Below are 26,031 nucleotides of genomic sequence, written 5' to 3'. Positions count from 1 at the left end.
GTTTGTAAAGATCAGCAGCAGTTTACACGCAGTCCATCCTTTTCTATTTGCAAAAGTCTCGGCTTCGGATCCGGCAGCTCTTTAACGATCGACATGATCATCGGGTAAAATGGCGATTCAGGGTTAAGCGAATAAAACACCCACTGGTTGTGCTTACGTTCACGGACGATTTCTTTTTGCTTGAGTTTCTTCAAATGCTGGCTGATTGACGGCTGGCTCATTTGAAACAGCTCTACAAATTCGCATACGCAAATTTCATCTACTGCCAGCATCGAGACCATATGCAGCCTCGTTTTATCCCCTAATAGCTTGAACAAATCCGCCGCTGGCTCCACCGTCATACGCTCTGCTGCAGTTGTCATACTGCCGCCTCCTTTTTTATGATCGTATTCATAATCGTCCGAAGTGCCTTCTGAACGGTTTCCGGAGCCATTGTTGGCTTGGATCCATCCGGAAACATGTCCGGCGAAGCCGGCAGATGAATAAATCCAGCCTGCAGCGGAAGACCATGTTCAGCAGCCTCGTGCAGCACCCGGTACATCGTCGTATTGCAAATATACGTCCCCGCAGAATAGGAAAAGGCAGCCGGTATACCTTCTTCATGCAAATTCTCCATGATGCTTCTTAGCGGCAATGTGGAAAAATATGCATCCGGACCGTCCTTTACAACCGGCCGGTCCACAGGCGCCTCTCCGTCGTTATCTGTCAGACCTGGTGCGTCTTCTATATTCACCGCAATCCGCTCCAGCGTGACAGCCTGCCGGCCTGCTGCCACACCAAACAGCAGAACAACATCCGGCTTCCATCTGTGTAAAGTCTCTACAACTGGCTCTGCACACTTGCTGTATGTTACCGGCAGCGTCATTGCTTTAACATCCGCGCCAGGGAATACCTCCTGCTCAGCCCATGATACTAACGCCGATGACGGGTTTTGACTCATACCGCCAAATGGCTCAAATCCGGTTATTAATACGTTCACGATGGTCCCTCCTCTGCGTTCCCTCTCTTTATTTTCCCTTGTTCTTTGTTTTTTTTCAAGCGCCCCCCTCCTTTTTTCTGGTTCAGCTGTACCTCATGTATGAAAGGAGGTGGTCAGCATGGTTATTACATCCCGCTCCAGACTCGTTCTTACCTTGAATCAAGGATATGACGAAGACGGCATGGTCATGCTTGCAACGCGTTCGTTCCAGAACGTGCGCACCGATGCAGCCGACGAGAATCTTAAAGCGGCAGGCGAAGCAATTGCATCTTTGCAGCAGCACGGCCTGTCAAACGTTCAGCGCTTTAACACGTACGAACTGTAAGCTTGATTTTTAATTAGAAAGGAGGTGGCAATCATGGCAAAACGACTGGAACTGCTTTTTCGCACAGAGGCCGGTACAACGTCCACTCTCGGGATCGATGACCCGAAAGAGCCTGTCGCGGCTGCAGATATCCGTGAGGCAATGGACAGTATTCTCGCGGCGGAAGTCTTTTACGGACCAAGCGGCTACTACGTATCAAAAATTGGTGCTCGCGTAGTGGAGCGGCACGTGGAAACGATCGACATTGGCGTTGAGTAAGTCCGGCCGGCTGGGGCATCATGCCCGGCCGGTTTTTTATGAATCACGATGAAAGGAGGACTGCCTTATGGAGCTCTGGATGCAGGCGCTTGGGGAATACGGGTTTCCGATGACCATTACGTTTTATCTTCTTTACCGGATGGAGAAAAAGCTTGATGTCATCAACAGCTCCATCCTCGCGCTGAACCGGCCGGCGTCTCCGCCGCTCGACCGCAGCCGTAAATCAGGCTGAAGTGAATCGGCCGGGCGCAAAAAAAGCGGTGCAGGAGATCATAGTGTTGATCTCCTGCACCGCTTTTCGTTTATCCGGCAGTTATTTTTGCGGCTGCGTATACGACATGAGCTGAAGCTTCCATTCATCTTCCTCCCGGATCAGCTCGGCCTCCAGCATACCCGTAGACTGGATTTCTTCTTCTGCTGCATGAACAAATTCAATGACGACGGCTGCCGCGTCATCGTTCACATCAATTTCACGCACTTGCACAAGATTCATTCGTTCGAGGTTCACCCAGTGCAGCGAGCGGGTTTCATCTTCCTCGAGCTGAAACGTGAGCATCGCTTCTTCTTCATTGATGACAGTTGCCTCTGACGTCACGCCTTCCAGCACTTCGGCATTTTGCTCGTGCATGGCCGTAAGCGCCTCGCGTATACGGCTTTCGATCTGATCCGCCTCATCTGCAGTCGATCGGTGAGCGGCCTCTGCATCCACAGTTTCCTGCTTGCTGGTCAGCAAGTCATCCTTTAGCTCCGCATTTTCTTCATGCAGCTCCGCGAGCTCTTCTTCCAGTTCCAGCGTCCGGTTTCGTTCCTTTTCCAGCTGATCGGTCAGGCTCTCATTCGTCTTAATTAACGAATCCGTGTTGTTTTCGTCGCCGGCTGCCGGCTCCTGGTCAGAGCAGGCTGCAGCAAACAGCAAAGGACAGGCGAGCAGTGCCAGTTTTGGTCTCATACGTGTTCCCTCTTTTCATCGTACCTCATTCCGGACAGCTTATCTTTCCCTATCATACAGAATAACTCCTTGTTTGACTAGCGTTTCCGGCAGTTTTTGGCAATTGCACTTTTGCTGAGCATGACGGCCAAACGCCTAAGTAACAACAGATCCCGGCTAATAAAACTCCATTGAACGTGCCTCCGTCAGGCAATTCCCGCTTAACAGACCGGTATAGCTTATTAAGAAACAGCAGCGTGTCCGATTAACACGAAGGCCGCTGCATAAAAGAACCGCCCCGAAGGACGGTTCTTTTTGTACTATTTGTCTTCTTTGTTGCGGCGGATCAGTTCTTCGAGCACGTCGAGCAGCTCTTCTTTCGACATATCTTCTTTCTGACGCCTTGGTTCCTGTCTTACCTGGCTGCTGTAGGCCGGGTCGTCGTAGCGCAGCTCTTCTACTTCCTCCGGTGCGTATTCCTGCAAATCCGGATCCCAGCTGTCTTCTACGTCGCGGTAGTACTCCTCATAAGACGTAACCATCATATCTTCATCAAGCTCTTTTACCTTTTCAGGTTCCTGCAGCTGTTTTCTATCTGATTCTTTGCCATTTGTACGGTCATCGAGCAGATAAGCTGGAACAAGCTGACCGTCCGGCGTCACGTATTTTTTATTTAAATGACGCGTTTCCCGGTCGAAAAAGCTGTAGACAACCGGAATGAGCACGAGCGTCAGGAAGGTGGCACTGACCATACCGCCGATAACCGTAATCGCCAGCGGCTGCTGGATTTCCGAGCCTTCTCCTAAACCAAGTGCTAACGGAATCAGCGCCAGAATCGTTGTCGTAGCAGTCATTAAAATCGGCCTTGCCCGGTTTTTCACGCCTTCGACAATCGCATCGTAGCTCTTAAAGCCGTAGCTCTTCAATCTGTTCATATAGTCGACGAGCACAATCGCGTTGTTGACGACGATGCCGACGAGCACAATGAGCCCGATAAACCCGGTGACGCTGATCGGTGTCCTTGTGAGCGTAAGCGCGAGCGTCACCCCGATGATAACGAGCGGCACGGTGAACATCACGACGAACGGATACTTCAGCGATTCAAACTGTGCTGCGAGCACGAAGTATACGAAGACGATCGCCAGAATGAGCGCCAGCGTCAGATCGGATATCGCATCCTCCAGCAGCTGCTGGTCACCGGTAAAGGATACGTTCGTCTCAGCCGGGAGATCATAGTCGTCGATAATATCGTTTACGAGTTCATTGATTTCGTTCAGCGTATTATCCGACGTATACGTCAGTGTAAACTGTACGGACGGCTCCTGATTAATCCGGTTAATTGTTTCCGGTGAGTCGCCTACTTCGAATTCAGCGACATCTGCTAGCGCAATGAAGTCACCGTCCTGGTTGCGAAGCAGCAGCTCTTCCAGTGCCTCTGTATTCTCTGTGACTTCATCGGCCATGCGCACGTTGACCTCCAGCACGTCTTCTTCGTCTGTTACGATCTGTGTTGCAAACGCGCCGCGGGTCAGACTGTCGACTGTGTCGGCAATTTCCGCCGGTGTCAGTCCCTCTTCCCTTGCTGCATCTTCGTCAATTTGAATTTGCAGCTCCGGCAATGTTTCTTCAAACGTATTTGTTACTTCCGTAAACTCAGATTGATCGTCAAACTCTGCCAGCAGATCATCCGCTGCCTCTTCCAGACGCTGCGGATTCTGGTCGGTCAAGTCAAAGCTGAACGTATTCGGGTCGCCCCCGAATGACGCATCAACGGAAATCGTGACGTCTGCGTCCGGGGCAGCGTTTTCCACGTCACGGCGGATGTCCTCAGAAAAATCAATGGTGGAGATATCACGCTCTGCAACCGGCACCAGCGTCACATAGACCGCAGCCTGGTTGCCCTGCGTTGCCTCTCCCATCGGACCCTGGTCTCCGCTCGTACCGGTGACGGTTGTGTATGCTTCTATTTCAGTATAATCATCTAAAATATCTTCTATTTCCTGAATATTTTCAAAGGTTGTTTCCAGCGGAGTACCTGGTTCGTTTTCTACTTCAATCTGCATAAAACTCTCGTCCGTTGCCGGCAGAAACTCTGTGCCAACGGTCGTGATACCGACTGCTCCGCCTCCGAGCAGACCGAGTGTAACTAAAAAGACCATCAGCCTGTTTTTCAGCGACCAGCGGGCTGTTTTGTCAAAAAAGCGAATAAAGCTTGAGTTGCGCCGCTTTTCTTCGACTTTTTCCGTCGGCGCCTTCAGCCAGCGGCTTGCGATCATCGGAACGACGGTCAGTGCCACTGCGAGAGAAGCAAGCAGACTGAACGCTACCGTTAATGCAAATTCACGGAACAGGTTTCCGACAATCCCGCTGATAAAGACGACCGGCAGGAACACCGATATCGTCGTAAGCGTTGACGCCGTAATAGCGGTAGCAACTTCTTTCGTTCCATCCTGTGCAGCCTGGCGCGGCGTTTTCTTCATCGACAGGTGCCGGTAAATGTTCTCAATGACAACAATCGAGTTATCCACCAGCATCCCGATTCCGAGTGCAAGTCCGCCAAGCGTCATGATGTTCAGCGAGAAGTTGGTGAAGAACAACAGCACGAACGTCACGATCACGGAAAACGGTATAGCGATCCCGATCAGGAGCGGCGTTTTAAAGCTGCGGAGGAAAAAGAACAGTACGATCATCGCGATTGCTCCACCTGCAACGAGCGCAAGCGCCACGTTCTGAATCGCGTCTTCAATATACTCCCCCTGATTGAAGAGCACGTCTGCCTGCAGCTCTTCATACTGCTCTTCATCCAGCAGTGCTTCGAGCTCTTCCATGAAATCTGCTGCGACGTTAGCCGTATTGGCGTCAGCCTGCTGCTGTACGCTCATCAGAATGGCGTCGTCCTGGTTAGTTCGGGTGATGACATCAGACGGCTCCGGTCCGCGGGTGACGTCTGCTACGTCAGCAACTGTCACCGTTTCCGTATCCTCATCTTCTGTCAGCGTTTCGGATACGACAATGTTTTCAATATCCTCTACGTCCGCAAGTTCAAAGAGGACCCGGGTCGTAATCTCGTTCCCCTCATTTTCAACGACTCCTCCCGGTGCAGTGACGTTGTGCGATTGCAGCACCTGAACGACATCGTTTTGCGTCAAGCTGTTCTCTTCCAGCTCGTCCTGGTCAAGTGTGACCGCAATTTCCTCCACGTTGTCGCCGTCGAGATTAATCGTGCCGACACCGTCAACGCGGAGCAGGTCGTTTTCAATATCCTGCACGAGTCCGTCGATCGCGTCGCCATTGTCAGATGACAGCGAGAGCTGGATGATCGGAAACTGCGATGGGTCAAACTTAATGAACGATGGGTTGCTCGCACCGTCCGGCAGCTGGACCTGATTCATTTGCGTGATAATATCGTTTTCAACTTCGTCAATCGTCTGCGTCCATGAGAATTCCAGGATCGTCAGTGACTGTCCTTCCATTGAAATCGTACTGATATTGTTCAACCCGGATACAGTCGCAAGTCCCTGCTCCATCGGCTGGGACACACGTTGGGATACTTCCTCTGGTCCGGCATCATCATATGTCGTCACAACCGCTGCAATCGGCGCATCGATGTCCGGAATCAGCTTCAGCGGGATATTCGTCAGCGAGACGAAACCTAGCAGCAGAAACAATAGCATCGTAACAATCGTAAAGACTGGTCTGGCGATGGAAAAATTGGTTATTTTCATGACTGGTCTCCTTCGTTAACAGACTTCAACAGCAGATGATGCATGCTTCCAAACGCTGCCCGCATCGCCTGCAGGTCTTGTTCAGGAAGCTTGAGCAAAAGCTCCTCCATAATCAGCCGCCGTTTTTGTTCAAGCTGGCCGATCAGCTCTGCTCCGGCATCCTCCAATTTCAACACCGTCTGACGGCGGTTTTCCGGATCAATGCTTCTCGTGACGTAGCCCCCGTGCTCAAGCTTGGCAATCATCTGGCTGATCGCACTGGCTGACACGTTCATAAATCCTGCCAGCTCTTTAACGCGCGTTACACCGCGCTTAGCGACGAGAAACAGCACGAGCTGCTGGTTCGGCGTCAGTTCATTATCGAACTGACTTCCATATTTATGCTGCATAAGCAAGGTGATGTCGAGCATGTATTCTTCAATATCGGTGATTAAGCCTTCTTTACCCATTCGAACACCGCCTAAACAGTTAAGTATATTAATTATTAACTTACTTAACTATATGCAGGCACTCTTTATCCTGTCAAAGAATGCGTCCTCCGATTGTGTGTCTATTTTTTGAACAAAGCCTGACAGACTGCCTCAGAAAAACGAAGAGCCGGCACTTCCCTGATTAACAGGAAAAGCACCGGCTCACGAATCTGTCACGATACGCTTATAAGAGGACGACCGCTCCGATCAGCGCAAGCGATCCTCCTGCGACCAGCTGAATGGTCGCCATTTTTCGATTGGATTGATAGACGTTATACAGCAGCAGGTAAAGCCCGAACATGACGGCCATGAACAAAATGCCGTCTACGAGAGGGCTGAAAAAGGACGGATCATCTGAGGCTGCATAAATACTATAGTTTACGAGCATCGCAATCGTCCAGCCGACAAAAATTGTGATGCCGATCATCATCGCCAGTCGTTTCATGAAATCGCTCCTTCTTTATTCAGCAGCCCGCTCAAACAGCTGCTCATATTCTTCTTCGGGACCAAGACCCGTTATCCGGTCCACTTCTTCCCCATCTTCGAACAGAATAACCGTAGGCGTCCCTTCAATATCGAAGTCGTTCCAGCCTTCCTCGAATTCTAATACGTTATAAAGCTCCAGGTCGGCTCCTGCATCCTCAGCCATCGGCACGAGAACCGGAGTCGCCTGATTGCAATAGTCACATCGTCCGCTGTAAAAATAAATCAGTGCGTCTTCATTGTCAGCGAGCCGTTCATCCAGCTCTTCCGGCAGAATCACGTTCTGGTAGTTTGGATCATCGAGCTGATCGATTGTTTCCTGAGCCAGCGTGCTTTTGCCAAATGGATTGCCGTCCGCCTGCTGCTGGTTTTGCAGCTGAACGACGACGATAAGCGTAACAAACAGTGCAACGGCAATGCCGCCGAACAGTAAAATCTTCTTCATGATGCTATCCCCTTTTCACTGTGCGCATCACCATGATGAGCAGCACACTGATAATCGTAAAAGCAGTTAACGCTAAAAACGGAATGGTGATAAAGCCGAACCAGTTAATGTACTGGGCGTTGCACGGCACAATCCCGCACGCGCTGCCCTGTTCCTGTATAGCCGGCACTTTTTGAATCAAATAATGGTACAGCGCTATGCCAGCCCCGATCAGCGACAGCGGCAGCGTGTACTTCACCGCACCAGCGTCTTTTTTCACTGCGGCAACAGCGAGAATCACTGCGAGCGGATACATAAAAATACGCTGTACCCAGCAGAGATCGCACGGTACGTAATTCATCACTTCCGAAAAGAAAAGCGAGCCGAGCGTTGCAGTGAATGCTGTAATCCACGCTCCGGCAAGCAGTGATTCCACTTTGTTTTTCATCGGCCTCTCTCCTGTTCTATCTAAATGATAGCCGACCGGATTTTCTTTGTAAAGAAAAGTTGAAACAGGTTTGAAAATAGTCCTTCATATCTGTCGCGAAGGCTTTAACTAAACACGGTTCTTGAGCTTGCTCAAACACACTGCCGGCCTCACGAAGGCTCATGTAATCAGAATATTATCAGCAGAAAAAGCCTTTCAACTTACATGTTTATTCGTTTGGTTGTATTTCCCCTCTGCTTACCTAGCCTGCCGTGGGCTGGCCTTCAGCTATTTCTCAGGGTGACACCTGTATGAAGAGAAGAAAGGCACGTAGGATGGCGCGGCTTCACTCGGACACAGGCTTCTCGCGAGAAGCCTTTAAGACCCGGTCCGGCTCCACTCGCGCTTTTCATGCCGTTCAAGATCGAACGGCTATGAGGCTTCACTCGGACACAGGCTTCTTACAAGAAGCCTTCAAGACCTAGTCCGGCTCCGCTCGTGCGTTGATGCCGTTCGCAGATCTGAACGGCACGGAATCTTCAGACTGCTTGTTGCGCCTCCGCCGGACACATCGGGAAAACGGCTCTGATTCGTGGAGAACAACGTCACAACAGACAGACGCGACTGCTTTTTTACGTTTATCATGATTTCTAGGAAGTACGGACACCCCTATTCAACATTGAAACGTCTCATCGGGAAAGTTCTATCTGTATGGAAGCCGATCGTGCAGTCCTAACCAGGTACGTGACACGCACTGCAGCTGCCGACATCGAAGGGCCTCCGGGAGGATCAGAACAAGGCGAAGATCCAGCGCTTCCGACGGAGAAGGAAGCGGTTAGCTGAGCCCGTTCCCTCCGGAAAGAGAGTGTCCGCAGATACAGGCAGATGCAATCTTATTCACCTAACATGACTTTGTCAACAGCCTGAAAAAAACGGGCATTAGCCCGTTTTTTTCAGATTTTTATGAAGTGATTTAAGAAGTCCAATCGTTCACTGCCGCATATCGGTGCAAGCATGTTTACAGCTTGTTATCAGGTGGATACCTCTGTATGAGATAAAGGCACGTCCCGCTTGCATACTATTAAACAGAGAACGGCTACGTTGCCATACCGAGCCGCTCATGCAGGCTTTCTGCCGGCATCGGTCTGCTGTAAAGGAAACCCTGCATCGCATCGCAGGCCCTGTCTTTTAAAAACGGGATCGTTTCCTGTTTTTCAACGCCTTCGGCAATGACGCGCATGTTCATATTATGAGCAAGCTGAATAATAGAAGCAACGATCGCCTGGTCGTTCCGGTTATCGAGTACTTCACGGATAAACGATTTGTCGATCTTCAGCGTATCAACTGGAAACTGCCGTAAATAGCTGAGCGAGCTGTAGCCCGTTCCAAAATCATCGATTGAGATCCGCACGCCGAGCTCCTTCAGCTGCTGCAGCGTTTCCAGGCATTCTTCACGGTGATAAAGCAGATCGTTTTCCGTGATCTCCAGATCGAGCAGCTTTGCATCAAATCCTGTTGACTGAAGCACGCTGCGGACGGTAGCTACGAAATCCCTGCTTTGAAACTGCAGCGGTGAAATGTTAACACCGACAGACAGCTGATGCCCTGCATCTGTCAGGCGCTTCCCTTCACGGCAAGCTTCCATCAGCACCCAGCGCCCGAGCGGGACAATCAAACCGGATTCTTCTGCAGCCGGAATAAACCTGGCAGGCGGGACCATGCCGAGCTCTTCGTCTGTCCAACGCAGCAGTGCCTCCACACCGGTCATGTTTTTCGTTGCGAAATCGTACTGCGGCTGAAAATGAAGCGAAAAATTCTTCTTGCGCAGCGCCCGCCGCAGCCGGTGCTCCAGCTGCAGCCGTTTATCATAGCGGCAGCGGAGCTCCGGATCGTAAAACACGACAGCCTTTGTGCCGTCTTCTTTCGCCGACTGCACGGCAGTTGTTGCCTGCTGAATCAGGCTTCGTCCTTCACTGTCCGGTCCCGGACGCACTGCTGCCCCGATACTGACAGAGATGGACAGCTCTTTCCCTTTAATAAAGAACGGTTCCCGTATGGTTGGGAGCATGCGCTCCGCAAAAGCTGCGGCTGTATCTTTGTGATAGACTCCCTCAAGCAGAAACGCAAACTTGTCTCCTCCGGTCCGGAAAAGCTGAAACGACTGCGTCCGAAACCGACGCAGCTTTTCACCCATCTGCACAATCAGCTCATCGCCGGTAAACGGACCAAGCGTGTCATTATAAAATTTAAAGCGGTTAATATCGACGATGATCAGCGTAGCCGGCGTTTTATCGAGCTTTGTTTTCGCGATCGCTGCTTCCAGCTCTTTTCTGTTGGGAAGCCCGGTCAGAGAATCAGTCGCGCTCAATTCGTCAATCGCTGCTTTCGCTGCTTCCAGCAGTGTTAAGTTCCGGTGAAATAAAATCGTTCGTCCTAAATGCGGAAGTTCATACGGCAGCAGCTGAAACGTACAGCTCGTATCGTCTTTTCCTGTTATAGAAATCGACTCGCCTGACTGTACGGCGTTACGCCATTCACCGGAATTCAGGCCGCTCCACTGTTCATACGTGCGTCCCATAGCGTCTTCCTGCTCCAAATGAAGCAGTGCCGCCAGCGTCTCGCTCATTTTGATGATTCGGTTCGTTTCATCCAGCAGCACAGGATACGCATGCTGCTCCATAAATTCCAGTAGTTTGTGCAGGTGTTCTCCTTCCAGCTCAAGCGAAGCCAGAAGACCTGATTGATCGAATTTCATACATGTCCCCCGTCTCTGTCGTCATCATCTGTATCGTCTCTATTAGCATGGAAGATGCGGTAATATGTTGATAACGTCCCACTCAAATAAGCCTTCCGACTTACGAAGGGACGTTTATCTCTTATATCGGCAGGGAATTGAATACTATAAACTGGTATAAAGGGGGCAGTTACCATGGAATGGGCAGATCTGAACAGTAACGGCTTCAAACGGGTCGGTTATGATGAAGAGCTGAAGCAGCTTCATGTACGGACAGAAGACGGGAAATACATTATTTACTACGAGGTGCGTGAATCCGATTACGTCGGCATGTATTCCAGCAGAAACATGCGCGAGTTTTACGAAAATAATATCGTTAACCGGTTTCCTTACACAGAGGTATCTCAGTAACGGCCGCGTTCACGGCTGTCCGTTCAGCGGGCAGCCGGTTTGCTGTGCGGTCCTATTTTCAGAAGGGAGCGGATCTGGATGATCATCGGAGTTCCAAAAGAAATAAAAAATCATGAAAACCGCGTTGCCCTCACCCCCGCCGGCGTCATGACACTCAGCCAGCAGGGGCATACCATTTTAATCGAACAGGATGCCGGAACCGGCAGCGGCTTTCCGGATACCGATTACGAACAGGCGGGCGCGGAGCTTGTTAACGAAGCAGGAGTCATCTGGCAGCGCAGCGATATGGTGATGAAAGTGAAAGAGCCGCTCCCGGAGGAATACGGCTATTTTCGTGAAGGCCTGCTGCTGTTTACGTATCTCCATCTCGCAGCTGAGCCGGATCTTGCAGAGGCGCTCACGACGCATAAAGTGACGGCTGTCGCCTATGAAACGGTTGAAAAAGACGGTACGCTTCCGCTTCTTACTCCGATGAGTGAAGTAGCCGGACGCATGGCGGCACAAATCGGAGCCCAGTTTCTCGAGCGTCCTAAAGGCGGCAGCGGTGTGCTGCTCTCTGGCATCCCCGGGGTGAAACGGGGCCGCGTGACGGTGATCGGCGGAGGCGTTGTCGGCACAAATGCAGCAAAAATTGCGATGGGGCTTGGCGCTGATGTGACAATTATCGATTTAAGTCCCGAACGGCTGCGCGAGCTGGATGATTTGTTCGGAACAGAGATCAACACGCTTATGAGCAATCCGCTTACGATTGCGCAGGCCGTGAAGGAATCGGACCTGCTCATCGGAGCTGTGCTCATTCCCGGAGCAAAGGCGCCAAAGCTCGTAACCGAAGAGATGGTGCGCACGATGCATCCCGGATCGGTGATTGTCGACGTCGCTATCGATCAGGGCGGCATAGTCGAAACGATCGACCATATTACGACGCATGATGATCCGACGTATACAAAACATGGCGTCGTCCACTATGCCGTAGCCAACATGCCGGGAGCCGTTCCCCGCACGTCAACGATCGGTCTGACGAACGTCACCGTGCCCTATGCATCTCTGATTGCAGCTCACGGCATTCACGAAGCTGTTCGCCGGCAGCCCGGCCTGCTAAAAGGAGTTAATACGGCAGGCGGCTTCGTCACGTATGAAGCTGTTGCGCGTGACCTCGGTTATACAAGCAAGGATCCGCTTGCCGCACTCGGCGGCTGATTATTCACGAGCAGGCCCGCTCCGGATTCCGGAACGGGCCTGCTCGTATGACATCTCTGAAAGGGGGCTGAATCGATGAACCGGATCGTCATCATTGGCTCACCGGGAACCGGAAAATCAACTGCCGCCCGAAAGCTTGGTGCGTCGCTTCAACTTCCTGTGCATCATCTCGATAGATATATGTGGACAGCTGGCTGGGAGCTGCTGAACGCAGAGGACCAACGCAGCATCGTCCATACGATTGCCGCAACAAACCGCTGGGTTATCGATGGCAATTACCGCGCATCCTTGCAGGATCGGATCGAACGCGCTGACTGTGTCCTGCTCTTCGAACGCCCGCTGCTCCTATCCCTGTACCGCATTGTAAAACGGCGTTTTCGCTACCGCAAAACAACGAGGCCCGACATGGCTCCCGGATGTCCGGAACGGCTGAACCTGGAGTTTCTGCTCTATACAATCCGTTTTCGCCGCCAGAAACTGCCGAAACTCCTTTCCATCGTGCCGGAAGAAAAATTAATCCGACTATCATCCAATCGTGAGCTGGAGCGGTTTATCGCACGTAACGGCTGATTCTATGCTTTTCTCGTTCCATCCATTCACTCATCGTTTCAGCCTGCTCCAGCCTGTCTCCCGACTTGACTGAGGTGCCGATAAACACACCGCGCATGCCGAGCCTCAGAGCCGGTGCTACATCATTCATGAGGTTGTCCCCTACGGACGTAACCGTCTGCGGCATATGTCCAAACTCGTTGATTAATTCCTCAAATAAGGTCGCTGTCGCCGCCGGTTTCCCGGCAGAGGGAACGACTTTATGAAAGATACTTCGCATATTAAGCTCTCCTAAGAGCCGGTTCGTATCTTCAGCATCGCTGTTTGTCACAAGCACCGTTGGAAAAACATCACTCAGCTGCTTTAAAAAAGCCGGCAGCCCCTCGATTTTTTTCAGTTGAAACGACTCTGTCCCCATAAAGCGCTTCGTTTCATGATAAAACGGCTGACAGTCACGGATTCCGTAATGGCGCGCGCAGGCAAACGGCAGCCACCAGCCGTCACCAATCGCAACGATCTGTTCAAAATCAAACTCCTGCGGACCGTCCGTATACATAGACGCATCGAGCTTTTCCCCGCTCCACGATTTCACAGCCGTGATACGTGAGGTAAAGGGGTCCACCTCCAGAATGGTATCCTGTTCTGTGTCGTAAGCCGTCCCAATTTTTACCGCATGCTCACCACGCTTCATTTGCTCGTAATCACGTTCAAACGCCTTTTGCCATTCTGCCGGCAGCTCCTGCTTCATTAAAGCTGCATAGTAATCAAAATGGGCGGTCCCTTCATAAAGTGTGCCGTCTAAATCAAAGATATACATTGCTCGCTCCTTTCTGTCCTGCTGCATTTTACCCTCCCTGTTCCAATTGAAGCAAGCGGTTTTCGATTACAGCTTTGTAAATCTGCTTATGATTGTAAGCTACGCGCTGTTCCTTGTTCCCTCCCCATTCACGCTCATTTTTTATAAAGATTATGAACAGCAGATGAATAGAACCCGGTTTCTGTAAATCCTTTGTTAGGAAACCGTAAATTCGCTAGGCACATCGATTTCCTTCCTGCATAATCAGGGACGAACAAACCAAATCGATGATAAGGGGTTTTGAGAACATGAAAAAGGCAACAGCTCTTTTGACAGCAGCCGCTGCAGCGATAATGCTAGCAGCCTGCGGGGGACGCAAACAATAACGGCGGAAACGAAACGAATACACCGGAAAACAATGCCGACGCAGAAGTGAACGTCGACAATGATACAAACAACGGCGGTGACGAAGCAGAAGCAGCTGAAGACGATGCAGACCGGCCGGATGAAATCGTCATGGGATTTGTACCATCATCTGATTCGGATCAGATTGCAAGCACCGTTGAGCCGCTCGCAGACGAACTGTCTGACATTCTTGGCGTAGAGGTTGAAGGAACGGTTATGACGAACTACTCCGCACTCGTTGAGGCAATGGGAAGCGGCCAGGTTCAAATTGGTTTCATCCCTGCATTCGCCTATGTGCTCGCTAGCGAGCGTTACGACATTGATGCAATTTTGAAATCGGTCCGTGACGGCGAAGACAGCTACCGCGCTCAATATTCTGTTCGTGCTGACTCTGATTTTGAAAGCATCGACGATCTGGAAGGGGCTGACTGGGCATTTGTTGACGTTGCGTCCACGTCCGGCTACCTGTTCCCGGCGACTGAAATCCGCAACGACTTTGGCATGAATGAAGAAGACTTTTTCGGCGGTATGGTCGAAGCAGGCTCTCACGACAACGCTCTGATCACCGTGCTTGAAGGCAACGCAGACGTTGCAACAACGTTTGAAGATGCCCGCGGCATTATTGAAGATGACTATCCGGAAGTAATGGATGAAGAAAACGGTCTGCGCGTACTCGGTTATACAGAGCCGATTCCGAACGATACGATTTCCGTACTCGGCGACATGCCGCAGGACTTTATCGATGAGATTCAGGAAGCGTTCCTTTCGTTTAACGATGACGAAGATATGATTCAGATTATGGATGAGGTTTACGAGTGGACTGGTATTACAGAAGCAGATGACAGCGATTATGACATCGTGCGCGATGCGTACAATGAGTTCTCTGACGAAGTAGACCCGCTCGACTAATGAATGTCCGCCCGTCGGAGCAGCATCCGGCGGGTGTTTTAATGACCAGGAGGAATCAGAATGATTGAATTTAACAACGTCTCCCTCACCTATCCAAATGGGACGAAGGGATTGAAAGATATTAACGTCACGATCAATAAAGGCGAATTTGTCGTTATTGTCGGTCTTTCCGGCGCTGGTAAATCGACCTTTATCCGCAGCATTAACCGCATGGTAACCACGACAGACGGTGAGCTGCGCGTGAACGGCGACAATATCCTGCCTTATAAAGGAAAGAAGCTGCGCGACCTGCGCACGAATGTCGGCATGATTTTTCAGCATTATAATCTTGTCAAGCGCTCGAGCGTAATGAAAAATGTGATTGCCGGTCGCCTCGGCCATACCGGAACCCTCCGCACGCTCCTGCAGCTTTACAGCAAAGAGGATCTCTCGCTCGCCTACACATCGCTGCAGCGGGTGAACATTGCCGAAAAAGTTCATGCCCGCGCGGACGAGCTCTCCGGAGGCCAGCAGCAGCGTGTGTCGATTGCACGTGTGCTGACGCAGGAACCGGACATTCTGCTCGCTGATGAGCCCGTCGCAAGCCTGGATCCCCCGACGTCGCATCAGGTGATGTCCTATTTAAAACGCGTCAATCAGGAGGATCAAATTACCACGATCGTAAACCTGCACTTTATCGATATGGCGATGGAATACGCCGACCGCATTATCGGCATGCGCGGCGGTGAAGTCGTTTATGACGGCCCGGCGTCCGACGTCACAGAAAAAACGTTCGAGGAAATTTATGGCCGTACGATTCGTGAAGAGGACAAAGTCGGAGGCGAAGACCATGCCTCCTAGCACTGCCGTTATGCAGCCTGCCGCTGCGGAAGCTCTTGGCCTTCGAGCGAAAAAAACGAAATGGCGGCTTACCTTCATCTTTACTGCTGTTGCTGTCCTTTATGCGCTTTCCCTGCTGTACACGAACGCATCCCTCGCCGATTTGATCGCCGGAATTCCAACGATTCTGGCTATGTTCGGCCAGCTGTTTCCTCCGAACTGGGGCTATGCGGTCGAAGCGTGGTTCTGGCTGGCCCAGACAATTCAGATGGCGATCATTGCGTCCACTGTGGCAGCCGTCATCTGTATCCCGGTCAGCCTGATGGCATCGTTCAAACATCATGGAAAACCGCTTTCTCCATCATACGACCAAGCAGATGATGAACATATTACGTACGATTCCCGATCTGCTCCTTGCCGTTATTTTCGTCGGTCTGTTCGGGATCGGTGTTTTCTCAGGGAATCTCGCGCTGATTATCTTTTCGCTCGGAATCCTTGCCAAGCTGCTGGCGGAAACAATTGAAGCCATCGATAATGAACCGCTCGACGCCATTCGAGCAAGCGGCGGCAATACGCTTCAGGTGATTGGCTACGGGGTGATCCCCCAAATATTGCCGCAGTATACGTCTTTCAGCCTGTACGTATTTGAGATTAACGTCCGGGCGTCACTCGTGCTCGGATTTGTCGGCGCAGGCGGAATCGGTCAGCTGCTGCAGCGGTCGATCAGCTTCATGGACTACGATCGTACGATGATGATTATCTTTATTATTTTTCTCGCTGTCGTCCTGATTGAGTATATCAGCGGAAAAATCCGGGAGGCGATTCTCTGATGGAACAGGCACTTAACCTTCCGCCCAAAAAAATCGTCAGTCCGAAGCGTAAGTGGAAAATCGCCGGGATCTCCACTGCGCTCATCCTGATCTATGCATGGACGTTTGCCGGTATCGGCATCGACTTTGCCAGAGTGTTCAGCGAGCAGACGCTGCAAAATTTCACCCGCGTGATCCCGCAGCTGTTCCAGCCGAATACAGCCGTGGCCGGAGAGGCAGCTGTGCTGATGCTGCAGACGCTCGCAATGGCTTTTGCAGGCACGCTCATCGCTGCGATACTCGCGGTCCCCTTCGGCTTTTTAGCGTCTAAAAATATGATAACTTCGAAAGCGCTGAACCTGTCGTCGAAGTGGACGCTGGATGCCATTCGCGCATTCCCCGAGATCATGCTGGCGTTGATTTTCGTCTCCGCTGTCGGTCCATCGCCCTTCGCCGGCGTGCTTGCGATCGCGATCGGCTCCATCGGCATGCTTGGAAAGCTGTATGCAGAAGTAATTGAATCGGCAGACATGAAGATTGTCGAGTCGCTGGAAGCAAACGGTGCGAACCGGGCACAAATCCTCTGGTACGGCATCGTGCCGCAAATCACGCCGGAGTTTCTGTCCTATGCGATTTACCGCTATGAAATCGACGTTCGCTCCTCGACGATTCTCGGTCTCGTCGGTGCAGGCGGCATCGGTCTGATGATTCAGCTCGCAACGATGAACCGGAACTGGGACGAAGTCGGCATGGCGCTGATCGTCATCATTCTCGTCGTCACGGCGATCGATTATCTCAGCTCATTTATCAGTAAACGCATTGTGTAGGAAGCTGTTTTATCGCTTATACATGGCAAAATGGTGCCGGGGGATCTCAGCGGATCCTCCTGCACCATTTGCGGTTCAGCTTGAAATCACTGCCTTCCGGAAGCTGTCAGTTCCGCATTTTCCTGAATTTCAACAGCGTACCAGCTTGCTGCATCTCCGTTCTCATCGATATACTTCTCCAGACCGGTCATGCCGCGGTGATAGGCGGTTAATGCATGATCCCAGTCCTCATACTTCTCATACAGATACGACAAATAAGTGACGGAAAGCTGAATCGCATAGTGCGGATCAAACAGCTTTTCCTTCTCATAGTCCATGCCGGCTTTTTCCGCAATCCACGGGCCGGTGTTCTCCATAAACTGGGCCAGACCATATGCCTGACCATAGCGAGTTTTGGGTCCGACTGCATCAGGATCAAAGGTTTCTCCAGATTCAATCTTTAAAAGCTCATAGACAATCAGCGGATCAATTCCATGCTTGTCCGCTTCCAGACCGAGCAGCACGGCCCAGTCCCGTTTAAAATGACCGTCGCTGTCTATATAAAGAAACTCCGTTAATCCTTTGATGTCTTTCCAGTTGACCGCACCCCGAATCGTATAATCATCCGGCAGCTCTGATGAAGCAACAGACAGCTCCAGCAGCGCGCTGTCAAAGCCTGCACTGCGGTCCAGCGCCACTGCATCTTTAGAAGCAGCAGGCTCTGAAACAGCGCTCTGCGCCCCGTACTGAAGGAGCAGCACAACGGCAAGTCCGATATGCATGGTCTGCAGCAGCACATTTCCTAAAATGGTATTTCTACGCATATATTCTCCTCTGCTTTCCGGCATCCTGTAATGAAAAAGATACCTGACGTGACTAAAGCATACGTATCGTGTATTGCCCTGTTTCCTGTACTTCCCGCTTAAGCTATTCTTAAACATCTGTGCACGCAAACCTGCTTTTTTGTATAATAATGGGAAAGGGAGGAATGCGAGATGATCATCCGTCAGGCACAGCCGGAAGACGCCGGAGGCATCGCCGCTGTTCACGTTGACAGCTGGCGGGAGACTTACCGCGGCGTCGTTCCTGATTCGTATTTAGACAGGATGTCAAAAGCAGAGCGGGAACAACGCTGGAAAGAAAAAACGAGCTCCGTCATAGTCGCAGAAATCAAAGGAAAAATCGTCGGTTTTGTCCATCATGGGCCGGAACACTCCGGCAGCTGGAAAGGTTTTGATGGAGAGATATATGCCCTTTACATACGAGAGCAGCACCATCGGCAGGGAGTCGGCTCGAAGCTGTTTAAAGCTGCTTTGCACGAGCTCGGCCTCCTCGGATTTAATGCAGCAGTATGCTGCGTGCTAACGGAAAACTACCAGGCCAGGCGCTTTTATGAAAAAACAGGAGGAAAGCTTCTCGGGGAAGACACGTTTTTAATCGACGGCGTGCAGATGCATGAACAGATCTTCGGATGGCACAGTCTTCTTCAACGGCATTAAAAACATCCTGGATGATGTTTCACCTCTTTTGAAACGTGGAACGGTTTTACAGACAGGAAAGGGGGTCCGGGATCATGAACGAAAACAGCTACTTTCAGGAAACCTATGAACAATCCAGAGCCCTCTTCCGGACACGTATTGACGACCTGCGTGAAAAATGGGACCGAGTCGCTCTTTATAAGTGGTTTATCGGGGTGCCGCAGGATGATAACACAGCGGATGTACTATTAGCGGATGCTTCGGAATCACCCGAAACGCTGCTTATCATTACGAGCGGGCTGCACGGCGTTGAAGGCTATGCCGGAGCAGCCGGGCTGCACCTTTTTATCGATGAGCTGTTTCCATATGTCGATCCGAAGGTAACCGGCATCCGGCTCGTTCACGGCGTAAACCCTTGGGGAATGAGACATCGGCGCCGCGTCACAGCGAGAAACGTTGATTTAAACCGGAATTTTCATAAAGACTGGGCAGCGAGACGAAAGCAAATGCCGCTTCTGTACCAGCGGCGGCGTGATCTGTTTACGCCTGAATCACCTCTGCCCCCGGATGTCCGCTATGAGCTGTCCGCTACCTACTCCGACATTGAGCTTGCGGAAATGAAGAATACGCCGCCTCCTCAGCATGCCGAGCGGTTCGGCCTTTATTTCGGCGGTGCTCAAATGGAAGAAGCATCCCAGAAGCTCGCTCTCAGCTTTTCCGACTGGGCCGCCGGCTACAAACAGATCATTCACCTCGACCTCCACACCGGCGGCGGTCCCCAAGGTGAACTGCAGATGATCTTCAATGAAAATGAAGTCCGTTCCGCTCAGGAGCTGGAGCAGGAAATCGCGCATCCCTGGATTCAAAAAGGAGACGGTTCCGTCGAACTTGGAGATGCGACGGCGGTCCTGCAGCAGTACTTGATGAGAACGTATCCGGGCAAGCGCGTCGTGTCCGCACTGATGGAAGCTGGCACGGTGCCGGAAACGTCGGACGGCTTCTTATTTTGCAGCAGGGCGATGATTGAGGAGCATGCGCTGTCGATCTCTCCTGACTATGTTTCTACGTCGACACAGGACATACGCGAACATTTCCGGGCTCTGTTTGACCCGAAGGACACTGCCTGGCGGCGGGAATACCTGCGGCAGCTGTACAAAGCATATTTGGCGCTTTTCAGCTCGGAAGGCCTGCTCTGAAGTTCGGGTCGGTGACTCTCATCAACTATGACAGGCTTGATAACACAAGCTCCCGCCGTGTCCGTCCATTTTCATCCACAAAAGTCAGAACGCCCGGCCTATAGCTGGCCGGGCGTTTCGTTTACATTGTTATGCGGTTATTCCGGCCGGAAGCGGCTATATAAATCCCGTCCAAATTGTGCCTTTCATCCGGGTTCCGTTGGTTACTCTGATCATATCAGCATCACTCCTTTAATTTGTTGTAAACTTTAATAAAGACGTCTGTTCTGCATCGGTCTCTCCTGTTGGCTGCGAAACGCTTCCCGCCGTTTTGCCACGGCCGCCTCCCGCCTGCGCTCCTGTTCACTGAAGTGCCTCCGCTTAATCAGCACAGTGAAAAAGATTAAGTTCAGCTGCATCGTTCATCCCTCCTGCGCCCGGTGTATCTGCCGCGCGGAAGGCATCTCCCTTTGTTCTCCTCCTTTCAGAAAATAAAAAACCGGAGCCCTTCCTGTACAGCCGTTTCTTCTCCGGTCAGCCGGGCAGCTGACGGTTCATCGAAGAGACATGTACAGGAAAAGGAACTCCGGTTCCGGTATATCAGAGGACGGTCTGTCTAAGACGGCAGTCCTCTTACGAAGCGGTGTTCCGACTGTATGTAGATGTGTGGATGGATTGTGTACGTGTAACTGTCATGGGAACACCGCTCCTTTCTGTAAGAATTTGTTATACGTTAAACATACAGAACCGATCAGGCTCTGTAAAGCGTTTTTTGAAAATTAGGTCTATGGTTGACAATTTTATACAAAAAAAACTGCCCTTAAAAGCAGGACAGTTTCTGATAGGCTTATGTTACGACGAAGCCGAATACGAGCACGACGACGAGCGCTATGGCAAATTGAATCCACATATTGGTTTTGAAACCGCCTGTCAGCGTTCCTTTACCAGTGCGCGTTGCGATCATTTCCATCGTATAAATCAGCCAGAAGGCAAGAATACCTTTTACGGCTGTCGCCCAGTAGAAATTCATAATCACCATCGTTACACCCGTGATGAGAAGCAGAATATACATCAGGCGCAGCACCATGTGCATGATCTTTGCAGGCTTTGCTTTGCCTTTGTTATAAAAGATCGTAATCAGGGCAAACAAAATCACTCCCACCAGCCAGAACAGCGAGTGTGAATGAAGAAATACATCATAACTCAAACCAGTCCCCTCCTTCCCTCTTCTTTCGCACATTTCATTATATCGGAAAAAAATCAGCCGTGCAAAACGGTTCGGTGACAAATCAGCGAATCCTTCTGCTTCGATCGATGCTGGCTTTCCGTGAAGGCCGACACGCAGTATGAATAAGCTGGTCGATCAGGTGCCGGATGCACCGATCCTCAGCGGTTGTTCGTTTTGGGCCAGCTTAAGTAGCATTTACAGGTCTTTGAGTCGTTTTATTCGTTATAACGGTCTGTTAAGTTGCCTGAATCACTTTCCCCTTCTCTTGTGTTTCTTTCCACCCGTCTTAAGTTACGTTCAAACGAGGTTGTATCGCTTTTGGGCCGTGTTAAGTTACTTTTAGTTCATTTTACCTAGTCGACTAAGCGCACATTCGTACTTTCGACAATTCCCTCTTAGAGGATGACTGACGCCCGGAATATACGATGCAGCTGGATAATATACAGTCACCTGTCATAAATGCCGGCTTGCCCATCCATACAGATTTCAAAAAGAAAAAACGGGCGGCTGCCCGTTTTTCCCTTACTCTTATATGACCTATGAGTTCGTGGCGCGGGATCTTCCCTGCTCCTGGCTCCGCATCATGTATCCGACGCCGCGAACGGTTTTGATGTATGTTGGATTTCGTTTGTTCGGTTCGATTTTCTGGCGAAGCCTGCTGATAAACACATCGATGATCCGTTCATCCAGATCCCGCTCCACGTCAGATACGGCTTCAAGCAGGTCGCCCCGCGAAAAGGAACGGTCCGGATGCTGCATGAGGTACAGCAGCAGTTCAAATTCCCGTTTCGTCATCTCGACCCACTCCTCTTCAACGAAGACGCTGTGCTGATTCAGATCAATCAGCAGCCTGCCGTTGCGGATAATCATGCCATCGTCTGTTTCCACTTGGGTAAAGGTGCAGCAAAGCTCACCCCGGCGAAGCACGGACTTCATGCGCGCGACCGCTTCTTTATAGCGAACCGGCTTCATCACATAGTCATCCGCCCCGAGCTCGAGGCTCAACACACAGTCCAGCTCGTCATCGCTTTCTGTCAGCATAATCAGCGGCGTCCAATTCTGATCTGACCGGATATGCCGGCAGAAATCCAGCCCGCTTTCTTCATCCAGCACAGCAGAAACGACGATACCGTCCGGCCGCCGGTGCAGCAGCGTTTTTTCTGCTTCGCGTACTGTCGTCTCCGCCCAGACGATAAAACCGCCGCCGGAGAAGCTTTGCTTAAGTTTCTCCAAAAGGTCCAGATCCGTTTCCAGAATCAGAACCGATCGTTCCTTCATCCAACCACCACCTAGTTGAGATCAAACCTCTTGCCGTTCACTTCGTAAATGATCCACTCTGCGATATTCGTGCAGTAATCGCCAATGCGCTCCATGTAGCGGGCGATAAACGCCAGCTGCGCCGTCTGATCAGCGCTGTAGTCCGATTTAAAAAGGGCTTTCACGAGCTCACCGTATGCGCGGTCAATCTCGTCATCCATTCCGGCAATCTGCTGCGCCTTCAGGACGTCAAGCGAGGCGTAGGCTTCCAGCACACGATCGATCATGACGGTTACAGAAGCCTGAATCTTATCGAGATCCTCTTTATATGCGAGAAACGCTTCGCGGGAGGACATGTGCATGTATGCTTTCGCCATGTCCACGCTCAAGTCGCCCATTCGTTCTAAATCACTGCTGATCTTCAGGCAGACGATAATGTGGCGCAGGTCGCTCGCGACAGGCTGCTGCTTGGCGATCACTAGCGTCGCCTGTTCGTTGATTTCCAGCTCTTTCGCATTGATCGCGTCATCAGCATCAATTAAATCCTTTAACGCCGGCACGCAGTTTTCAGCCATTGCATCATAGACGCTGTGAAACGCCTGCTGAATATCCTTCCCAAGTGCTGTAATGTCCTGCTTCAGCTGCTCAAGTTCGGTCATAAATGTATTTCGAATCATCATTCTCTCTCCTTAACCGAATCGTCCGGTGATATAGTCTTCTGTTCGGCTGTCGTTTGGATTCGAGAAAATCGTATCGGTTTTATCAAATTCCACCACTTCACCGTTTAGGAAAAATGCCGTCCGGTCAGAAATCCGAGCCGCCTGCTGCATGTTGTGTGTGACGATCATAATCGAGTATTTTGCTTTTAGCTCCTGTACGAGCTCTTCAACTTTTAGGGTTGATTTCGGGTCAAGCGCAGATGTCGGCTCGTCCATGAGAATAACGTCCGGCTCTACTGCGAGACAGCGGGCGATACAAAGACGCTGCTGCTGCCCCCCGGAAAGGCCGAATGCATTCTCCTGAAGGCGGTCCTTTACTTCGTCCCAGATAGCGGCTCCCTTTAAGCTTTCTTCAACGATTTGTTCAAGCAGCTTCTTATCGCGGATGCCGTGAATCTTCGGACCGTATGCGACGTTGTCAAACACAGACTTCGGAAACGGATTCGGCTTCTGAAACACCATGCCGACACGTGTGCGGAGCTCTTCGACCGGAAAACGGCGGTCGTAAATGTTCTGACCGCGGTAGTAAATCTTGCCCGTTACTTTAACATCCGGATTCATTTCCACCATGCGGTTCAATGTTTTGATATACGTTGACTTACCGCAGCCCGACGGCCCGATAATCGCGGTTACTTCCTGCTCGCGCTGATCCAGCTCAATGTCATGCAGTGCGTGCGTCTTCCCGTACCATAAGTTTACTTTTTCCGTGCTATACACGATTTCCTTTTTCGCTTCAGCCTTTTCCCCTTGCGGCTGCAGCTCCACCTTTGCGTTTTGCTTTACTGATACCTGACTCATGATCAGACATCCCCTTTCGTCATCTTTAGAATCGTTTCTGGAACTTGTTGCGGATTAAAATCGCTGTTGCATTCAGAATGAACATAACGACGAGCAGGACAACGATTGTTGCAGCCGCCAGCGAAGCGAGTTCAGCATTCAATGCAGCATCGATCGTCCAGTAGTAGATTTGCACCGGTAAAACGGTGAAGCTGTCAAACAGTCCGGACGGCAGCGGAATGAGAAGCGCCGGGATTCCAATCGCAATCAGCGGTGCTGTCTCCCCTATCGCACGTGACATCGCTAAAATCATGCCGGTTAAGATACTCGGAAGCGCAGCCGGTAGAACGACGTTTTTGATCGTCTGCCAGCGCGTTGCTCCCATACCGAACGATGCTTCCCGCAAGTAGGACGGAACGGCACGAAGCGCTTCCTGTGAGGCTACGATGACGATCGGCAGCACGAGCAGGGACATCGTCAGCGCACCTGCCAGTACAACGGATCCCATACCGAGCATACGAACAAATACAGTCAGGCCTAGCAGACCGAAAACGATCGACGGCACACCTGCCAGGTTGGAGATGTTTGTTTCAAAAAAGGTGCGGACCCGACCTTCTTTTACATATTCCTCCAAATAAATCGCTGTCGCCACTCCAAGAATCATCGTGAGCGGACCAACGATAATCATGAGCCAGAGGGTTCCGGTAATCGCTCCGATGATACCTGCATTTGCAGCATCAAACGAAGTGACACTCGTCAAAAAATTCCAGTTGATCCAGCCCCAGCTGTCGGTAATCACGTCATACAGCAGGACAGCCAGCACGACAAGGCCGAACAGCGTCGATCCGAAAAACAGGCCGCGGATGATTTTGTTAATAGCTATCCGCTTTGGCAGCTGTCTGGATACTGCTTCCTGATCGATATAATTCATTGCCATATCAGTATGCCTCCCTGAAACGCTTCGATATATATTTCGCCAGCATGTTCATCGCCAGTGTAAAGAAGAAGAGCGTGATGGCAACTGCATACAGACTGTAGTAGGCGGTTGTGCCGGCACCGGCATCCCCGCTTGTCACCTCGACGATGTAGGCCGTCATCGTCTGCATCGACTGGGTGATATCGAAGGTGAGGTTTTTGTTGCTTCCACTTGCAATCGTAACGATCATCGTTTCCCCTATTGCCCGGGAAATACCGAGAACGAATGAAGCGATAATACCGGAAATTGCAGCAGGAATGACAACACGGACGGTTGCTTCAAATTTGGTTGCTCCGAAGGCCATTGCGCCTTCTCTCATGGAGTTCGGAACCGAGCTCAGCGCATCCTCTGATAAGGAGGCTACCATCGGAATGATCATGATTCCCATGACGATTCCCGGACTGAGTATGTTCGTGCGGTCCAGAATCGGAATGATTTCTCTCAGCACCGGCGTTACAAACGTAAAGGCGAAAAAGCCGTAAACAATTGTTGGAATTCCTGCTAAAACTTCAACGATCGGCTTCAGGACGCGTCGCGCTGATTCTGTCGCATACTCACTTAAATAAACAGCCGTCGTTAAACCGATCGGAATCGCCACAAACATGGCAATCACAGTCGATAACAGTGTAGCCGATAGCAGCGGTAAAATACTGAATGTTGGATTGTTCCGGTTCAGCGGCTGCATCTCGGTAGAAGTAAAGAACTCCCGGAAGGAAACTTCTGAAAAGAACATCGCCGTCTCTACGATCAGCGTCAGCAGAATACCGACGGTCGTCAGAACGGATACAGAAGCGGCCGCAAACAGGAAGGCGGGTACAAGATTCTCCAGCTTCTGCCTTTTGCTCTTCTGCCGTTTTTCTTTAATTAATGCACTTACACTCGTGGACTGTGCCATCCCCGATTCTCCTCTCTTTTCCCCTGCCTGTTTTGAAGGCCCCCTGGGTGTTTAACAGAAGGAAAGCAGGGC

The 26,031-nt window shown here is 51.1% G+C and carries 31 protein-coding genes; 13 read left to right on the top strand and 18 right to left on the bottom strand.

The features are described 5' to 3' along the window. Positions 1–11 precede the first annotated feature (11 nt). Together HCN83_RS04340 and HCN83_RS04335 are read right to left on the bottom strand one after the other, a co-directional pair. Positions 12–362 (bottom strand): ArsR/SmtB family transcription factor, encoded by a 351-nt coding sequence (locus tag HCN83_RS04340; RefSeq protein WP_168005093.1) that lies wholly within the window; start codon positions 360–362, stop codon positions 12–14. Further along, entirely contained in the window at positions 359–979 is a 621-nt protein-coding gene (locus HCN83_RS04335; protein ID WP_168005092.1) for a pyroglutamyl-peptidase I, read from the bottom strand. The genes HCN83_RS04340 and HCN83_RS04335 overlap by 4 nt, the downstream gene beginning before the upstream one ends. A gap of 118 nt (positions 980–1,097) precedes the next feature. On the opposite strand from HCN83_RS04335, the gene HCN83_RS04330 reads away from it, so the two are divergent. The 3 genes from HCN83_RS04330 to HCN83_RS04320 all read left to right on the top strand — a co-directional run bounded on the left by HCN83_RS04330 (position 1,098) and on the right by HCN83_RS04320 (position 1,794). Continuing rightward, positions 1,098–1,304 (top strand): DUF1659 domain-containing protein, encoded by a 207-nt coding sequence (locus HCN83_RS04330; protein WP_168005091.1) that lies wholly within the window; start codon positions 1,098–1,100, stop codon positions 1,302–1,304. A gap of 33 nt (positions 1,305–1,337) precedes the next feature. Next, positions 1,338–1,562 (top strand): DUF2922 domain-containing protein, encoded by a 225-nt coding sequence (locus HCN83_RS04325; protein ID WP_168005090.1) that lies wholly within the window; start codon positions 1,338–1,340, stop codon positions 1,560–1,562. A gap of 67 nt (positions 1,563–1,629) precedes the next feature. Then, the gene (locus HCN83_RS04320) at positions 1,630–1,794 is read left to right on the top strand and encodes a YvrJ family protein (protein ID WP_168005089.1); all 165 of its coding nucleotides are present in this window, start codon (positions 1,630–1,632) and stop codon (positions 1,792–1,794) included. A gap of 81 nt (positions 1,795–1,875) precedes the next feature. Here the strand turns inward: HCN83_RS04320 and HCN83_RS04315 are convergent, their stop codons facing one another. From HCN83_RS04315 to HCN83_RS04290, 6 genes are all read right to left on the bottom strand, one after another. Further along, positions 1,876–2,511 (bottom strand): hypothetical protein, encoded by a 636-nt coding sequence (locus HCN83_RS04315; protein WP_168005088.1) that lies wholly within the window; start codon positions 2,509–2,511, stop codon positions 1,876–1,878. A gap of 299 nt (positions 2,512–2,810) precedes the next feature. Continuing rightward, positions 2,811–6,215, bottom strand: a complete 3,405-nt coding sequence (locus tag HCN83_RS04310; RefSeq protein WP_168005087.1) for an efflux RND transporter permease subunit — start codon at positions 6,213–6,215, stop codon at positions 2,811–2,813. Continuing rightward, the gene (locus HCN83_RS04305) at positions 6,212–6,664 is read right to left on the bottom strand and encodes a MarR family winged helix-turn-helix transcriptional regulator (RefSeq protein ID WP_168005086.1); all 453 of its coding nucleotides are present in this window, start codon (positions 6,662–6,664) and stop codon (positions 6,212–6,214) included. Before HCN83_RS04305 ends, HCN83_RS04310 begins: the two co-directional genes overlap by 4 nt. A 205-nt stretch (positions 6,665–6,869) precedes the next feature. Then, positions 6,870–7,130 carry a hypothetical protein gene (locus HCN83_RS04300; protein ID WP_168005085.1) on the bottom strand — a complete coding sequence of 87 codons (261 nt, stop codon included), beginning with the start codon at positions 7,128–7,130 and terminating at the stop codon, positions 6,870–6,872. A 15-nt stretch (positions 7,131–7,145) separates the two neighbouring features. Next, positions 7,146–7,613 carry a thioredoxin family protein gene (locus HCN83_RS04295; protein ID WP_168005084.1) on the bottom strand — a complete coding sequence of 156 codons (468 nt, stop codon included), beginning with the start codon at positions 7,611–7,613 and terminating at the stop codon, positions 7,146–7,148. Between the two features lie 4 nt (positions 7,614–7,617). Further along, entirely contained in the window at positions 7,618–8,040 is a 423-nt protein-coding gene (locus HCN83_RS04290; protein ID WP_168005083.1) for a disulfide oxidoreductase, read from the bottom strand. A 485-nt stretch (positions 8,041–8,525) separates the two neighbouring features. On the opposite strand from HCN83_RS04290, the gene HCN83_RS04285 reads away from it, so the two are divergent. Beyond that, a complete protein-coding gene (locus HCN83_RS04285) occupies positions 8,526–8,666 on the top strand; it encodes a hypothetical protein (RefSeq protein WP_168005082.1) in 141 nt (46 codons plus the stop codon). A gap of 449 nt (positions 8,667–9,115) precedes the next feature. Here the strand turns inward: HCN83_RS04285 and HCN83_RS04280 are convergent, their stop codons facing one another. Then, positions 9,116–10,774 carry a putative bifunctional diguanylate cyclase/phosphodiesterase gene (locus HCN83_RS04280; RefSeq protein ID WP_168005081.1) on the bottom strand — a complete coding sequence of 553 codons (1,659 nt, stop codon included), beginning with the start codon at positions 10,772–10,774 and terminating at the stop codon, positions 9,116–9,118. Between the two features lie 174 nt (positions 10,775–10,948). Here HCN83_RS04280 and HCN83_RS04275 point away from each other — a divergent pair, with 174 nt between their 5' ends. The 3 genes from HCN83_RS04275 (at position 10,949) to HCN83_RS04265 (ending at position 12,931) form a co-directional block, all read left to right on the top strand. Next, on the top strand, positions 10,949–11,164 hold the full coding sequence (locus tag HCN83_RS04275) for a KTSC domain-containing protein (protein WP_168005080.1): 216 nt from the start codon (positions 10,949–10,951) through the stop codon (positions 11,162–11,164). Positions 11,165–11,242: 78 nt separating this feature from the next. Beyond that, complete coding sequence (gene ald / locus HCN83_RS04270) at positions 11,243–12,361, top strand: alanine dehydrogenase (protein ID WP_168005079.1); 1,119 nt, start codon at positions 11,243–11,245, stop codon at positions 12,359–12,361. 75 nt (positions 12,362–12,436) lie between these two features. Then, positions 12,437–12,931, top strand: a complete 495-nt coding sequence (locus HCN83_RS04265; protein ID WP_168005078.1) for an AAA family ATPase — start codon at positions 12,437–12,439, stop codon at positions 12,929–12,931. Here HCN83_RS04265 and HCN83_RS04260 read toward each other — a convergent pair. Further along, complete coding sequence (locus HCN83_RS04260; protein ID WP_168005077.1) at positions 12,912–13,754, bottom strand: HAD family hydrolase; 843 nt, start codon at positions 13,752–13,754, stop codon at positions 12,912–12,914. The genes HCN83_RS04265 and HCN83_RS04260 overlap by 20 nt on opposite strands. A gap of 384 nt (positions 13,755–14,138) precedes the next feature. Here HCN83_RS04260 and HCN83_RS04255 point away from each other — a divergent pair, with 384 nt between their 5' ends. From HCN83_RS04255 to phnE, 4 genes are all read left to right on the top strand, one after another. Continuing rightward, entirely contained in the window at positions 14,139–15,020 is an 882-nt protein-coding gene (locus HCN83_RS04255) for a phosphate/phosphite/phosphonate ABC transporter substrate-binding protein (protein ID WP_343033649.1), read from the top strand. Positions 15,021–15,080: 60 nt separating this feature from the next. Further along, on the top strand, positions 15,081–15,860 hold the full coding sequence (gene phnC / locus HCN83_RS04250; protein WP_168005076.1) for a phosphonate ABC transporter ATP-binding protein: 780 nt from the start codon (positions 15,081–15,083) through the stop codon (positions 15,858–15,860). Positions 15,861–16,180: 320 nt separating this feature from the next. Then, a complete protein-coding gene (locus HCN83_RS18720) occupies positions 16,181–16,669 on the top strand; it encodes a phosphate/phosphonate ABC transporter permease (protein ID WP_343033648.1) in 489 nt (162 codons plus the stop codon). After that, positions 16,669–17,475 (top strand): phosphonate ABC transporter, permease protein PhnE, encoded by an 807-nt coding sequence (gene phnE, locus HCN83_RS04240; RefSeq protein ID WP_168005075.1) that lies wholly within the window; start codon positions 16,669–16,671, stop codon positions 17,473–17,475. The genes HCN83_RS18720 and phnE overlap by 1 nt, the downstream gene beginning before the upstream one ends. 86 nt (positions 17,476–17,561) lie before the next feature. Here the strand turns inward: phnE and HCN83_RS04235 are convergent, their stop codons facing one another. Further along, complete coding sequence (locus HCN83_RS04235) at positions 17,562–18,278, bottom strand: lytic transglycosylase domain-containing protein (protein ID WP_246238089.1); 717 nt, start codon at positions 18,276–18,278, stop codon at positions 17,562–17,564. 171 nt (positions 18,279–18,449) lie between these two features. Between HCN83_RS04235 and HCN83_RS04230 the strand changes: the two genes are divergently transcribed. Together HCN83_RS04230 and HCN83_RS04225 are read left to right on the top strand one after the other, a co-directional pair. Further along, positions 18,450–18,953, top strand: a complete 504-nt coding sequence (locus tag HCN83_RS04230) for a GNAT family N-acetyltransferase (protein WP_168005074.1) — start codon at positions 18,450–18,452, stop codon at positions 18,951–18,953. A 74-nt stretch (positions 18,954–19,027) separates the two neighbouring features. Next, positions 19,028–20,128: a M14 family metallopeptidase gene (locus HCN83_RS04225; protein WP_168005073.1), complete on the top strand. Its 1,101-nt coding sequence runs from the start codon at positions 19,028–19,030 to the stop codon at positions 20,126–20,128. 248 nt (positions 20,129–20,376) lie between these two features. On the opposite strand, the gene HCN83_RS04220 is transcribed toward HCN83_RS04225, so the two are convergent. The 7 genes from HCN83_RS04220 to pstC all read right to left on the bottom strand — a co-directional run bounded on the left by HCN83_RS04220 (position 20,377) and on the right by pstC (position 25,959). Further along, positions 20,377–20,526 (bottom strand): YrzI family small protein, encoded by a 150-nt coding sequence (locus tag HCN83_RS04220; protein WP_168005072.1) that lies wholly within the window; start codon positions 20,524–20,526, stop codon positions 20,377–20,379. Positions 20,527–20,954: 428 nt separating this feature from the next. Beyond that, positions 20,955–21,314 carry a DUF1516 family protein gene (locus tag HCN83_RS04215; protein ID WP_246238088.1) on the bottom strand — a complete coding sequence of 120 codons (360 nt, stop codon included), beginning with the start codon at positions 21,312–21,314 and terminating at the stop codon, positions 20,955–20,957. Between the two features lie 558 nt (positions 21,315–21,872). Beyond that, a complete protein-coding gene (locus tag HCN83_RS04210) occupies positions 21,873–22,613 on the bottom strand; it encodes a response regulator transcription factor (RefSeq protein ID WP_168005071.1) in 741 nt (246 codons plus the stop codon). An 11-nt stretch (positions 22,614–22,624) separates the two neighbouring features. Next, positions 22,625–23,269, bottom strand: a complete 645-nt coding sequence (gene phoU / locus HCN83_RS04205; RefSeq protein WP_168005070.1) for a phosphate signaling complex protein PhoU — start codon at positions 23,267–23,269, stop codon at positions 22,625–22,627. Positions 23,270–23,281: 12 nt separating this feature from the next. Further along, positions 23,282–24,109 carry a phosphate ABC transporter ATP-binding protein PstB gene (gene pstB / locus HCN83_RS04200; RefSeq protein ID WP_168005069.1) on the bottom strand — a complete coding sequence of 276 codons (828 nt, stop codon included), beginning with the start codon at positions 24,107–24,109 and terminating at the stop codon, positions 23,282–23,284. Positions 24,110–24,134: 25 nt separating this feature from the next. After that, on the bottom strand, positions 24,135–25,019 hold the full coding sequence (gene pstA, locus HCN83_RS04195; RefSeq protein WP_168005161.1) for a phosphate ABC transporter permease PstA: 885 nt from the start codon (positions 25,017–25,019) through the stop codon (positions 24,135–24,137). A 7-nt stretch (positions 25,020–25,026) separates the two neighbouring features. Next, a complete protein-coding gene (gene pstC / locus HCN83_RS04190) occupies positions 25,027–25,959 on the bottom strand; it encodes a phosphate ABC transporter permease subunit PstC (protein ID WP_168005068.1) in 933 nt (310 codons plus the stop codon). Between the last annotated feature and the right edge of the window lie 72 nt (positions 25,960–26,031).

The organism is Alkalicoccus luteus (assembly GCF_012034335.1).
GTDB classification, from domain to species: Bacteria; Bacillota; Bacilli; order Bacillales; family Salisediminibacteriaceae; genus Alkalicoccus; species Alkalicoccus luteus_A.
The sequence above is the reverse complement of the archived record's forward strand: the minus strand, read 5'-3'. Positions and strand labels throughout refer to the sequence as shown.